This window comes from Nocardia sp. FDAARGOS_372 (genome assembly GCF_002554515.1).
GTDB classification, from domain to species: domain Bacteria; phylum Actinomycetota; class Actinomycetes; order Mycobacteriales; family Mycobacteriaceae; genus Nocardia; species Nocardia farcinica.
Genome location: NZ_PDDW01000002.1, coordinates 27,109 through 39,172, shown reverse-complemented (window position 1 = coordinate 39,172; position 12,064 = coordinate 27,109). Strand labels below are relative to the sequence as shown.

Sequence of the window (12,064 nt, the reverse complement as noted above, 5' to 3'; positions counted from 1 at the left end):
AAGGCAGGCCCGGCGCTAGAGCAGGCCGATTCGCTCGGCGCCGAACGCGACGGCGAAGAGTATCGCGAGAGCGGCCCCCATCCAGAACAGCCCGTGGACGGCCAGGGCGAAGATAGCCGACACGATTACGGTGGTGAGGAACATCGCGATCCCACACCCCGCCGGAAGCCTCTCCGCTTCAGCCGCCCGACCCACCGGTTGAACCGGTGGCGGCTCGGCCGCACGCTCGGAGCCTTCGCCGTCTCGGCCGACATCGGTGGACCCAGTAGCAGTGGATGCTCCCGAGGCCGAAGGCTCAGGCACATCATGGAGTAGCTGCGTCGATACTGCTGGCTGCTGAGGAAGCGGCTGGGAGGTGAAGGCATTGTCTGGACCCCGGGGCAGTGGGCGGCGGATCACCATGTGCTTCACCTGCAAAGGACCCGACGCGACCAGGGTGGTGGCGCCAACGAGTTTCCAATCAGCACGCGGGTCACCAAATCCGCCGTGGTACTTGCCGAAACATGAGCAGACGCACTCGCTGACATCGGTCTCGGTGGCTTCTTGGCAGCGCCGGTCGCACTTCTCGGTCTCGGAGAACTCCATGAACAGGTCGACCTCACCGAACCGTTGAGCCATCGCCTCGGCGAGCACCCACAGGTGACGACGGGCGATTTCCCACCGCCGATCCTGCTTGTTCCACTCTGGCCGCACCCGCCGACCGAGTTCCCCCAGGATCCACTCCCGGTTCGAGCCGCCCTCGTACGGCATCCAAACCCACAACCTCGCTTGGCCGACTTTTCGCTTGATCCACGGCCTGCGCTGTGCCACTTCGCCCCCTACCCCTTTTGCGAACCGACCGACGGAACACCGAGTGTCGCAGTGGATACCGACAACCTGCCCGATTACGGCGGACGAGGAGCCGCAGCGGTCGAGTCGGAAATCGACGCCGGGGTGGCGGCATCTCGAACAGATTTTCGAGGTTTCGGCGTGGCGGTGCGTTCCCGCACACATGCAGGGCCGACAATCCTCGAATGGAGTGTTTCGTGAAGAACTGCCACAGCCCGGCGGCGGGAACCAAGGACCTCGATCCGCAAAGGATCGGTGGCTGGTCGAGCTACCCCTATGAAGTTGCCCTCTGCGAGCCTCACTCAGCCGCGATCGACGCAGGCGTCGACTGGGTCTGCCGTGACCAGGAGGACGGCAGCTCGGGGTGGCTCGTGTTGGTGGGCGACCAGATCAAGAGCCTGGAAAAGTACACGGTGAAGTCGGTGGGCGCCATCACCAGCGGTTCGGTGAACTGGCGCTCCAACGGAGTCCTGCCCTCGGGCATGCACATCCCTATCGAGGTGCAGCAGGTCGGAAACCGCGAGCCGTCCACGATCGGGCTCTACATCGATCCGGATCAAGCGAGGAGGCTCATTGACATCCTGAAGTTGCACATCAGGACTCAGGAGAGGTAGCGACGTCGTGTGATCGAGGTTCAGGGACGGCTGCCGAGCACTGCCGGGATCCGCGTGGTGTCTTCGACCCAGGCCGCAGCGGCTGGGTCGATCCAGGCGAGGACTTGCAGCAAGTCGTTGAGCCGTGCGGTGTGATCGACGCCGTGGATTGGTTCGTGGTGTGCGACTCTGTTGCGCAACTCGTGTAGCTCGACGATTGGATCGTAGACAGCGGTCCGGCTCCGCGGGCGCAGGTGTGGGAAGGCGTGCCGGTAGGCCTGGGCCCACAGAGTGCTCTGGTAGGTGCCGGCGAGGGTGTACCGCCAGAATCCGAAGTTGAGTTCTGCGATGACTTTTCCGTGGACCTCGGGGATGGTCTTGTTCAGGGTTGCACGGCTGCGTGCCTTGCGGATGGACTGTGCCAGCCTGGTGCCTGTGCCCCAAGGCATCTTCGGGTCGGCGTACCAATCACCGTTGCCCTTACGGATGCGCTGGTGGTAGCTGATCAGCTGGGCGTCGAGGGCGTTGCGCAGCACGATCTCGAACGAGCCGAGCGTTTCGTGCCAGGCTCCAGAGGCGAGTTGGTTCCACTCATATAGCTGCTCGCCCGCCGCATCCGAGCCGGCGACCTGCACGTAGCGGTCGAACCGGCCAGCAGACAAGAATCGCCGCAGATCCGCAGCTGACCATCGGGCGGGAATTGTCGTCACGGTCGCTGAGGTTATACTGGGCGCAGAAAACCCCGGAACGATCCCTACCGGCCGCCTCGGCGGTCAGGCACATCACCGGGGTTCCTTTCATTCCGGCACGTGTTGGGGGCACCCCAACGCTCCCTGCCCAGGAGAAACCCGTGCTGTTGCTCGGGCGGATAGTCGTCAGCCATCCGTTGACACCAGTCAGCCCCCCAGGTTCGCGCTCTGGGGGGCTGACTCGCGCCTGCGGGTTTAGGGCAGGTCGGGGATCGCGATGGTGGCGTGGGCGAAGTAGCGGGTGGCGCCGGCGGCGGTGACGCGTTTGCGCCAGGCGCTGGTGCGCCGGTAGCCGGAGGTGGTGAGTGCCTGGTCGAGCGAGTCCAGGCAGACCGGGGCGGCGGGGTCGACGGTCAGCGTCTCCCACATCGCCTCTACGGCGGGTCCGGTTTCGGTCCCGGTGTCGGCGTCGTAGTAGGTCTGGCAGCTGAACAGGTCAGCGACCGCGGTCGTGGTGTCGATGCGGGCGATGACCAGCAGCTCGACGAGGTCGGCGTCGGTCACCGCTCCACCTCGCGGCTGTGCTTCTGCTGAACCCCGACGGTGTAGGAGGGCAGGGCGGTGGCGGTGCTCTGCCCGGTGGCACGGTCGGGTCGGGTGGTGCAGATCCGGGCGCTGGGCGCGACGCTGGCGTTGGCGGCGCGGCGTTGGGCGATGGCGTCGTCGCGGCGGGCGAGGATCTCGGCGGTGCGGGTCTTCCACCGCTGCTCACGTTCGACGGCGCCGCGCCCGAGTTTCCCAGCCTGGCGAGCACGGGTATCGACCAGTTCGCGGATGTCGGCCTTGGTCTCGGCGTAGACCCCGGCGGCGGTCAGGGCCCGCCCGAGTGCGGTGCGGTCCTTGACGAATTGGGTTCGGTGGGCGTCGTCGACGCTGCCGGAGGCGACCGAGTAGAGGTTGTCGCCCACCGTGGACAGCACGCCCTCGAGGGTCTGGGTGTGGGCGTTGCTGGGCTGGGCTTTGCCGTCGGCGATGGCCTGCATCGCCTCGCGGCAGAACGTCTGGGCCAGCACGGCGCCCTGCCGGTGGCTGCGGTCGGTGTCGAGCTGGGCTTTGCTGCGCTCGTCGACCCACATCAGTTCGGGTAGTTCGTAGTCCTCGGCGACCCCGGCTTCGACATCGGCGAGGACTGCCCGGATCTGGTGCCGCTCGGCCGGGGCCAGGCCCTTGGCGGCCTCGGCGGCGGCCAGCAGCTGGTCGTGGCTCAGCGACATCCGCTCGATGCGGTCCTCGATGTCGTCGTTGATGCCGACCAGGGCGGCGTCGAAGGGGGCCAGGTCGGTCTCGGCGAGGTAGTCGGCCTCTCGACCGGCCTCGACGGCGTCGCGGGCGTAGGTTTCGAGCTGCTCGCGCAGCTGGTCCCGGTCGGCGTAGCCGGGCCACAGCCGCACATCGACCTCGTCTCCGGCGCGGATGGCGCGGCCGGCCTCGCGCACGGCCTGCTGATCCGCCACGGTCATCACCGAGATCTCGGCGCCGATCTCGGCCGGGGCGATCCGCTGCTCGGCGAAGGCTTGGAGCAGCTGCGGCACCCGCCCGCGCACTTCCTGGCCGGGGTCGACCATCACGGGGGTGTCGAGCAGGTCGACCTGGCCCACGTCACGCCACAGGTAGTCGACCGTGAACCTCACTTGGTCGCGTTCGGGCTGGGCGAGGTCGAGCGCGGACAGGTCGCCGTGCAGCTCCTCGAGGCGCGCGGCCAGGGCGTCGCTGTCGTGCGGGGTGGCCGTACCGGCGCCCTCGGCGTCGTACCAGGCGGTGACCGCGGCCACCACCCGGTCCTGGCTGGGCTCGGGCATCGGGATCTGCGACAGCGTCTCGGCGACGGCGCGCTCACGGGCCCGCACCACCGCACGGTCGACGGCGAGCTGAGCCGCGGCGGCATCGAAGGCGGGATCGATACCGACGGTGCAGGTCTCGGGATCGACCCCGTCCAGGACCACACCCCAACGGTGCGCGAGCTGCTCACCGATCTGCTGCACCCGCGCGGCGGCGAGGTCCGAACCCGGCGACCAGTACAGGGCCTCGGCGAGGGCGTGGGTGAGCGCGTGCGGGTTGCGCCACGGGTCCTCGGCGGCGAGCTGATCCTCGGCCTCGGCCAGCTGCTGCGCCAACCGGCGACCGAAATCCTCGCTCCGTCCAGCGTTTTCGGCCTCGACGACCAGCTGATCCAGCTGCTCGCGGTGGTATTTGGCCTGGTTGACCGCGGCGACGGTGCGCAGGAAGGCCAGCCGCTGCCCGCGCCCGCTCGGGGTGAGCCGCGTCGGCGCGCCGGGCCCGCCCTCGACGATGGGCACGGTGCCGGTGTTGGTGTCGGTGTTGGGCATGGTGGGTTCCTCCTGGTGGGTGGTGGTTTCGTCCCAGCCCGGGCCGGGATCGGTGAGGGTGGTCAGATCGGTGCGGGTGTAGCCGCGGCGGGCGGCGGCGCGGGCCTGGTGCTCGCGGGTCGCCTTCTCGATCGCGGCCAGCTGGGCGGGTGAGGGCGTCCGCTTCGGCCGCGCCCGCCCCACGTCGAACAGGTAGGCGATCAGGCGGCGGCCGCGGCGCTTGCCGACCATCACCGCGGCGACGTCCTGCCCGCCAGGCGAAAGGCCGGCCGCACGCAGCTGGCGACGGGTCTTCAAATGAGCTGGGGCAGCCCGCCACGGGAAGGTGTCGGGCTGCCGGTCGTGCACGGTCACGGCGAACAGACCCTCACCGGCCCAGGCCCTGCTCGGGCCCTCGGCCCTTGCCGCGGCGGTGGTGGATGCGCTGCATGCCGGTGCCGGGGCTGGTGCGGCGCTTGGCCATCCCGGCGGCGGGTGCGGCCGAGGGCGGCTTGGCGTGCCCGGTGTCGGCGGCCATGCGCTGGGCGATGCAGTCCTCGGACAGGCCCGAGGCCCGCAGCCTGGTTTCCAGGCCCTCTCGCCGCTGCGGGCTGTCGTAGTCGATTGCGCCGGCGGGCTGCGGGGATCGTGCGGTGGTGACGGCCTCGTGGCGGTCGAGCCAGCGGTCGCGGATCCGGTTGGCCTGCTTGCCCGCGATCGCGGCCTCACCGGCGGCGCGGTCGAGGTGGTTGCGGACCTGGTTGCGTACCGGTTCGGGGATACCGACGGCGGTCATGGCGGCTTGCAGCCGGTCCTCGACACCGGACTCGCCGTAGTCGTGCAGGTTCTGCCGCCCGGCCGCGAGCGCGGTCTGGGCGTCCATGACGCGGGTGATCTCGTCGCGGGTGGCCCGCGCCGAGACCGGGTCCACCCGCGCGGTGGACAGGATCTCATCGAGCTGGCGGCGGTGGATCCGCGAGGTTTCCGAGGCGATCTGCCCGGCGCGGTCGGCGTCGTGCTGAGCGGCGCTGCGGTCGTCGACGAACAGCATCGCTGGCGGGCGGGTGCGTCCGGCGTCGATGTCGCGCAGCACCGCGGCGAGCTGGTCGCGTTCCAGGTCGTGCAGGCCTTTGCCGGTTTTGATGGCCTTGACGATGGCGTTGCGGTGCTTGTCGGCCTGCTGACGCAGGCCCGCGGCCTGGGCGGTGTTGTAGTCGCCGGTGGCCACGACCGCGCGGTCGGCCTGCGGGCGCAGCGTGGCGTAGGTCGACACCGTCACCGCCAAGGCGTCGCGGTCGACGTGATCAGGCCACAGCGGCGCGAACTTCCCGGCGGGATTGTGGCGGATCTGCTTGCCTCGCTCGCGTGCGGCGGTGCGGTCCTCCTCGGTCAGCACCGCGACCTCACGGCCCAACTTCTCGATGACCCAGCTGGTGTCGGCGCCGGTGCGCAACCGGTCCTGGTAGGACACCAGCAGGGCGTCGATGCGCGGCTTGGCCTCCTCGCCGGGGTCGACCAGCGGAGCCTCGGTCTGGCGCAGGATGTGGGTGGCCAGGGTGGTCGGCGCCTGGCGGCCGCGTTCGGCGTGCTCGTCGGCGGTCAGCTGGGCGCCGGCGTCGTAGAGGTAGACCGCGGTGAACCGGATCTGGGTCCGGGTTCGTTCGGGCACTTTCGCTGCGGCCAGCTTCGTGGCCAGGACGTCGAGCTGCTGCGGGCTGGGGTTGGTCCGCCACGCCTCGATGTCGGCGTAGAGGGCCTGCTTGGTGGACTCGTCGATCCCGTCGAGCGCACCCACCGCCTCCACCATCCGGGCCTGGGCGGCGACCAGGCGGGCATCGATCGCGCGGCTGCGCTCGAAGTCGGCCAGGTGGGTCACCACCGCGGCGGCGTCGGGGTCGATGTCGACGGCGTCGGTGCGCGGGTCGATCCGCAGCCCGAACCGGTCCTGCAGGTGGTGACGCAGTTCGTCGAAGGTGGCGGCGGCCTGCTCGGAATCCGGCGCCCACGCTCGCGCCTGGGTCAGTGCGTCGGCGATCTCGTCCCGGCTGGCGGCGTCCCAGCCCTGTTTGCGCAGGGCCGCGAGCTTGGTCTCGACGCTCTTACGTTCCAGGGCCAACCGTTCCTCGGCTTCGGCCTTCTCCACGGCGGTGCGGCGCGCCAGTTCCTCGGCGTCACGGCGTCGCTGTTCGGCCACTTTCAACGCGTGCGACAGCAGTTGGTGCACCAGCGCCCGCCACAACGCGGCCATCTGCTGGCCGGCGTGGTCGACCTCGTCCGACTGCGGCGGAGGTGTGTCGGTCGAAGGGGCGAGCAAGTATTCGGCCATGTCGGAATGTCCTCCCGGAGTGGTGTTTTCAGCAGAATCCGAGACGTCGGTGGAGGTCTCGGTCGATGAAGCAGGCCGCCCCGGCGCGGTGGTCGGCGGCGGGGCGGAGACGAAAGGGTCCAGGTACGGGATCGGCTCGAGGTCGGCGATCTCGTGACCGCACTGCAGGTGGTCGTGCAGGTCCTTGCCGGTGGCGGCCTGCACCACCCGCACCCGCTCGACCAGCCCGGACAGGGTGGCCATCACGCGTTCAGCGCGCCGGTACCCGGCCGGGTCGCGGTCGGCGACGATCACCACCGTGCGGGCACCGCGCAACCACTCGGCGTGGCGCGGGGTCCACGACAGCGCGCCGCCGGCGTTGGTGGTGGCGGTCAGACCCGCGGATTCGGCGGCCGCGACGTCCTTTTCGCCCTCGACGATGTAGACGGTGCGGCCCTCGTCGATCGCCTCCAGCAGCTGCGGCAGCTGATACGGCAGCGGGTCGAACCCACCGGCCTCCATCCGGCCGTTCTCGGGGTTCCAGCGGCGCTGATGGAACTGCTTGTCACGACCGGTGTGCTCGAACCGCGCCTCTTTGCGGACGACCTCCCCGGCGACGGTGCCATCGGCGCGCAGGTACGGGTAGGTCGCCACCGTGCGCCACGGCGAAAGCTGACGGCCCGGGTCAGGTTTTTTCGGCTGGGTCAGCGGCAGGCCCGCGGCGTCGATCGCCCGGTCGGCACGCGAGAGCTGCCGGGAGCGGGGCCGGTTCGCGCGGCGGCCCCGCCCACTGCCCTCACGCTCGACACGCCGGTCGAACATGTCCCGAACCCGCAGCCCGAGCACGTCGAGGACCTGTTCGTTGTCGCATCCGGCGAAGCAACGCACCACCGTGCGCTGGCCCGCGTCGTCGTACTTCACGCCCAGCGAGGGCTTGTGCCCGCGGCCGTCGCCCTCGTGGACCGGGCAGCAGTACTTCGTCCACGCCCCCGACGGGCGGCCGGGCCCGACCGCGGTCTCGAGCGCACTGGTGATCGTCTCCCACGAGCCCTGCATGGGCGCGGCGGTGCGCTGCGGCCGGGCTGGGGCGCTCATTCGGGGAACTCCATGACCGTGCGTCGGCGCGGGTGCGTCGGCGCGGGGAGGGTCAACGACGATGCCACCAGCACCGCCGGTGCCGGGTCGTGGGCGTGCCCGTCCTCGAACATCCCCTCTGGTGCGGGCACCAGCGGTAGCCGGGCCAGCCGTTCGTGGTGTCCCTGCTGCACCGAGCAGTACTTGAACGGGCCGGTCGGGGACAGCAGCTCGGTCATCATGGGGTCGGCGTGCTGGAGCCACCAGGTGCTCATCTCCGAGCCCTCACCGTGGCGGGCTTCCTCGAACGCCCGCCACAGCGCCTCCAGGCGGCCGATCGCCTCGCCGTGCTCCCACCAGCGCGGGCACCAGCGGGCGTGCTTGGCCGAGCCGGGCTCGACGACCTCGCGCCGGTACATCATCGCCAGGTAGTCGCGGACAAAGGCATCCAGCGTGCGGTACTCCAGCGGCGGAGGCGCGTCTTCCTCCGCGTCGTCCTCTGCCGCGCCCGGATCCTGCTCGCCGGGAAGCGAAGCTTCGGGGCTGGGATCCAGGGCTCGCACGGCCTCCAGGACCGCGGTCTCGCGCATCCCGGCCACGACCTCCGGGGTCAGCAGCTCACCGACCACACCAGCGGCGATCTTCTTCGCCTCGGCCGCGAGCTGACCACTCACGGCCTTGCGGATCGCCTCGTCGAGCAGCTGGCCCAGGTCCATCTGCGGGATCACCAGCGCGGGCATCGCGGTCACGCCGTCGTCGCCTTCGGCAGTGTTGTCGAACTCGAACGTGGTGTCGCTCATGCGGATTTGCCTTCCAACTCGTCGGGGTAGGCGGGCACCGCCCGCAGGTGCGGGCGGACCTCGCTGGGCTGTGGGTGGGTGGCTCGGGCGGCCCGGTCGAGCGCGGCGCGGACCTGCGCGGCGTAGGGGCGCTGCATCCACGGCACCGCCTGGCCCAACGTCGGGCGATGCCCGGAGATGAAGATGACGACCCGGCCCTTGGGCAGCGCCGCCAGATCGCTGGCGTGCAGGGTGACTTCGCTGGTGCGCGAGGTCGAGGTGGACCGCGACCCGTTCTGGCCGTGGCTGCGGCTGGTGGAGGTGGTCAACTCGTAGTGCGGGCCGATCAGCTCCGAGCGGTCCCGCAGAAACGCCGCATCGTCCAGGCCCGCGCCGAGAACCTTGACGTTGGCGGCCGACCACAGCGCGGTCATGCCCTCATGCCCCCAGCAGCGCACCCCCTGGGCCCACGACTGCAGGATGGTCATCACGACCATCCCACGGGACCCGAAGTGGGAGTACTGCTTGGGCAGATCGGCCCAGCGCACGATGTTGGCGGCCTCGTCGAGCACGATCAGCAGCGGCACCGGCAACCGCCCGCCCAGGTGCCGGGTGCCCTCGGCCTCGCCAGCGGCGGCGATGGCCGCGCACAGGGCGGTCACCAGCGGGCCCGCGCTGCCCTTGCCCTCCTTGCTCAGCGGGTAGAGGGTGTCGCGGCTGCGCACGAACTGCGCGGCGTCGAACGCCTTGCGCGGGGCGTCCCCCTTGGCCGGCGGGCACACCCACGGCTGGATCCGCGCGTACTTCAGGCAGGCCGCCATCTTCTTCGCCGTCGAGAACACGCCACCGCGCTGCTTCTCCGGGGCCTGGTACTGGTCGGCCAGCGCTCCGGCGACCAACCCGAACCCGGCATCGCGCAGAATCCGGACCGGGGCGTCCTCATGAGCGGAGGTGACCCACTCGAACACCTGCGTGATCGGCTTCTTGTCCACCGCGGCAGCCAGGATCAGGCCCGCGAGCAGGTCTTCGCCCTCGGGGTCGAAGAACGCATCCCGCTTGTCGGCCTCACCGCCTGCGGCGAAATGCCCGGCCAGCTCGGCGGCACGCTCTTGGGCACCGGCGCCGCCGTCCTCCCCCAGCACCCACGCGATCGGATCCCAGTACCAGGTGCACGGCTCGCTCGCCACGCCCTGCGGGTCGAACACCCACACCTGGCCCTGCTCACCCCGAGCGCCGCGGGTGGCATCCACGACATCGCGCTTGTTCGACGTGGCGACCACCGCGCCGGGGGCCTCCATCACCGCCGGGATCACCCGCGAGGTGGACTTGCCCGAGCGTGGACCCCAGATGTCCAGGTGCAGATCCTCATACGAGGCATACAGCTCGCGGCCGTCGGCGACCGCACGCCCGATCAGCACACCCGGGGCGTCACCGGCGCGCAGCTGCACCTGCAGATCCCGGGCCTTGCCCAGGATCGCCTCCCGGCTCAGATCAGCCAGCTCCTTGCCCCGCGCCATGTAGCGGGCCTGAGAATCGATCGCCTCCTTGCGGATGCCGCTGCGCCCGAACGCCTTGCCCCGCGCCAGGCGCGAGACCTGGCCGCGCTTGTCGGCGAGCTTGCGGCACTGGCGGCAGGTCGCCCGCCACGCCCACATGCTCCCGGCCACCGTGACCGCGGTCCCGGCCGCGAGGGTGACCGCGCCGCCGGTGGCCGCGCCGGTCCACTCCAGCTGCCCGGTGGCCAGGTGGATCCCGAGCGCGAGCGGGTTCCACGGCACGTCCGTCTGCGGGGTGTCGGCGTAGAGGTAGTCCCCCACCCGCAACGACACCCCCGCCGCCTCGATCACGCCGCCGACCGCGCCAGGCACCAGCACCGGCGCCCACTCCGAAAATCCGTTCTGTCCTGGGGCTTTCACGCTGCGGTCCATGCCGCACCTCCCGTGATGACGGCCCCGAGCACGACGCGGGTGGCGCCGTCGTGGCCGTGGATGGTCTGAATGTCGGCCAGGCACGCGGCCTCGACCGTGGTGCGGACCGGGCCGCGCCAACGCATCGACACCGCCCCGTCGGGCCAGATCACGCCGTCCGCGACGACCCCCGTGCCCGAGTAGCCGGTCACATCCCGATCCCGGTGCAGCTGGAAAACCCGCACCACACCGGCGGTTTCGGAGGCGGCCATCAGGCGGCCCCCTCGACATCGAGACGGCCGGTAGCGGCGATGACGACCAGCTCGTCGGCGGCCGCGTCGCGCAGGCGCCGGGCGGTGTTGTGGTGGCTGGGCAGGTACACCCCGGCGACGACGCAGCCGGTCAACTCACCGGCACGGGCCAGCGGCTCTGCCCACCCGGCGCACTCGGCCAGCACCGGGCACGCCGCGCACAGCGCCCGCGCCGGCGCGATCCGCCGCGACTGCTGGCCCGACGGGGCCGGGAAGAACACGTCCTGATCCACGCCCGCGCAGGCGCGGTCGCGGCGGTAGGCGGGATCGGGGTAGCTGCGCATCACCGCTGCTCACCCCCCACCGGTGCCGGGGCGGTGGTGGTGCGCAGCGAGCAGAACGGCTCACACGGACCGAACTGCCTGGTGACCGGCACGGTCGAGTACTCCCGCGACGGGAACGACAGCAGCACGATGACCATCACGGCCAGACCGGCCAGCACCACACCAGCGACCAGCAGCGCCATCGCCGACACCACACCGAGCCCGCGCCCGCCGGTGTCGGGCACGATCGGCACGACCACATCCACCACACGCTCGCGGGTCATCGCGCCACCCCCACCGGCATGGCCACGAACGCGCGGGCCTCCGCCGCGGTCAGCCCGAGCTTGGCGGCCCACCGCTCGACTTCCAGCTGCTGTGGAGCGACCGCGATCCGCATCGCCGCCCGCGCCTGCTCCTCACTCAGCTGACGACCCGGCAGGAAATCGACCACCCACCAGCCCTGCCCCACGTAATCGGCGTGGTGCTCGGTCGCCTCCGACACCATGTGCCCCTCGACCACCCGCACCACCGGAATCGCCGGAGAAGCTGCGCGACGCCAAATCTCAAGCGTCCAGACCTCGGGGATCCTCATCGCAACCACGCCGCCCACTCGGTAGCCGAGGTCGGCCACTCGCTCTGCTCGATCCGGATCACCGCATCCAGCACGTCCAAGTCCAGGCCCTGCGCCTGACCAGCCATCAACCGCCACACCATCGCGGTGTTCGGCGTCTCCACCCACAGCAGCTGGTCCCACTGGGCCACGATCTCGGCCAGCTGCAGGCCGGCCACGGCCTGCGCGGCGCTGACCAGGCGTTCCGGAACGAAGCTGAGCCGGAACACCCCCTCGGACACCTCATAGGCGACGTGCGCCGACTGCGTCGTTGTCAGCCACTCACCATCTCGACGGATCGTCACTGCAACTCCCTCCAATGTTTGGCAGTAACAAAAA

Annotated in this window: 13 protein-coding genes; 1 reads left to right on the top strand and 12 read right to left on the bottom strand. The window is 70.6% G+C overall.

The features are described from left to right. Window positions 1-15: 15 nt before the first annotated feature. The gene (locus tag CRM89_RS31460) at window positions 16-750 is read right to left on the bottom strand and encodes a hypothetical protein (protein ID WP_070108936.1); all 735 of its coding nucleotides are present in this window, start codon (window positions 748-750) and stop codon (window positions 16-18) included. 263 nt (window positions 751-1,013) lie between these two features. On the opposite strand from CRM89_RS31460, the gene CRM89_RS29730 reads away from it, so the two are divergent. Then, on the top strand, window positions 1,014-1,442 hold the full coding sequence (locus CRM89_RS29730) for a hypothetical protein (protein ID WP_011212385.1): 429 nt from the start codon (window positions 1,014-1,016) through the stop codon (window positions 1,440-1,442). Window positions 1,443-1,462: 20 nt separating this feature from the next. Here the strand turns inward: CRM89_RS29730 and CRM89_RS29725 are convergent, their stop codons facing one another. The 11 genes from CRM89_RS29725 to CRM89_RS29675 form a co-directional block, all read right to left on the bottom strand. Then, window positions 1,463-2,131, bottom strand: coding sequence for a hypothetical protein (locus CRM89_RS29725; RefSeq protein ID WP_205317778.1), 669 nt, complete (start codon window positions 2,129-2,131; stop codon window positions 1,463-1,465). Window positions 2,132-2,365: 234 nt separating this feature from the next. Beyond that, on the bottom strand, window positions 2,366-2,674 hold the full coding sequence (locus CRM89_RS29720) for a hypothetical protein (protein WP_011212383.1): 309 nt from the start codon (window positions 2,672-2,674) through the stop codon (window positions 2,366-2,368). Continuing rightward, window positions 2,671-4,851 (bottom strand): RRQRL motif-containing zinc-binding protein, encoded by a 2,181-nt coding sequence (locus tag CRM89_RS29715; RefSeq protein WP_127516411.1) that lies wholly within the window; start codon window positions 4,849-4,851, stop codon window positions 2,671-2,673. The genes CRM89_RS29720 and CRM89_RS29715 overlap by 4 nt, the downstream gene beginning before the upstream one ends. A gap of 13 nt (window positions 4,852-4,864) precedes the next feature. Beyond that, window positions 4,865-7,876, bottom strand: a complete 3,012-nt coding sequence (locus tag CRM89_RS31240) for a toprim domain-containing protein (protein ID WP_011212381.1) — start codon at window positions 7,874-7,876, stop codon at window positions 4,865-4,867. Beyond that, window positions 7,873-8,655, bottom strand: a complete 783-nt coding sequence (locus tag CRM89_RS29705; protein WP_011212380.1) for a DUF4913 domain-containing protein — start codon at window positions 8,653-8,655, stop codon at window positions 7,873-7,875. Before CRM89_RS29705 ends, CRM89_RS31240 begins: the two co-directional genes overlap by 4 nt. Further along, window positions 8,652-10,550 carry a type IV secretory system conjugative DNA transfer family protein gene (locus CRM89_RS29700; RefSeq protein ID WP_011212379.1) on the bottom strand — a complete coding sequence of 633 codons (1,899 nt, stop codon included), beginning with the start codon at window positions 10,548-10,550 and terminating at the stop codon, window positions 8,652-8,654. The genes CRM89_RS29705 and CRM89_RS29700 overlap by 4 nt, the downstream gene beginning before the upstream one ends. Next, on the bottom strand, window positions 10,547-10,813 hold the full coding sequence (locus tag CRM89_RS29695) for a hypothetical protein (RefSeq protein WP_011212378.1): 267 nt from the start codon (window positions 10,811-10,813) through the stop codon (window positions 10,547-10,549). Before CRM89_RS29695 ends, CRM89_RS29700 begins: the two co-directional genes overlap by 4 nt. Next, window positions 10,813-11,136 (bottom strand): WhiB family transcriptional regulator, encoded by a 324-nt coding sequence (locus tag CRM89_RS29690; RefSeq protein WP_011212377.1) that lies wholly within the window; start codon window positions 11,134-11,136, stop codon window positions 10,813-10,815. The genes CRM89_RS29695 and CRM89_RS29690 overlap by 1 nt, the downstream gene beginning before the upstream one ends. After that, complete coding sequence (locus CRM89_RS29685) at window positions 11,136-11,399, bottom strand: hypothetical protein (RefSeq protein ID WP_011212376.1); 264 nt, start codon at window positions 11,397-11,399, stop codon at window positions 11,136-11,138. The genes CRM89_RS29690 and CRM89_RS29685 overlap by 1 nt, the downstream gene beginning before the upstream one ends. Beyond that, window positions 11,396-11,746: a hypothetical protein gene (locus CRM89_RS29680; protein ID WP_127516409.1), complete on the bottom strand. Its 351-nt coding sequence runs from the start codon at window positions 11,744-11,746 to the stop codon at window positions 11,396-11,398. The genes CRM89_RS29685 and CRM89_RS29680 overlap by 4 nt, the downstream gene beginning before the upstream one ends. Beyond that, window positions 11,704-12,030: a hypothetical protein gene (locus CRM89_RS29675; protein WP_041561584.1), complete on the bottom strand. Its 327-nt coding sequence runs from the start codon at window positions 12,028-12,030 to the stop codon at window positions 11,704-11,706. Before CRM89_RS29675 ends, CRM89_RS29680 begins: the two co-directional genes overlap by 43 nt. Window positions 12,031-12,064: the final 34 nt, after the last annotated feature.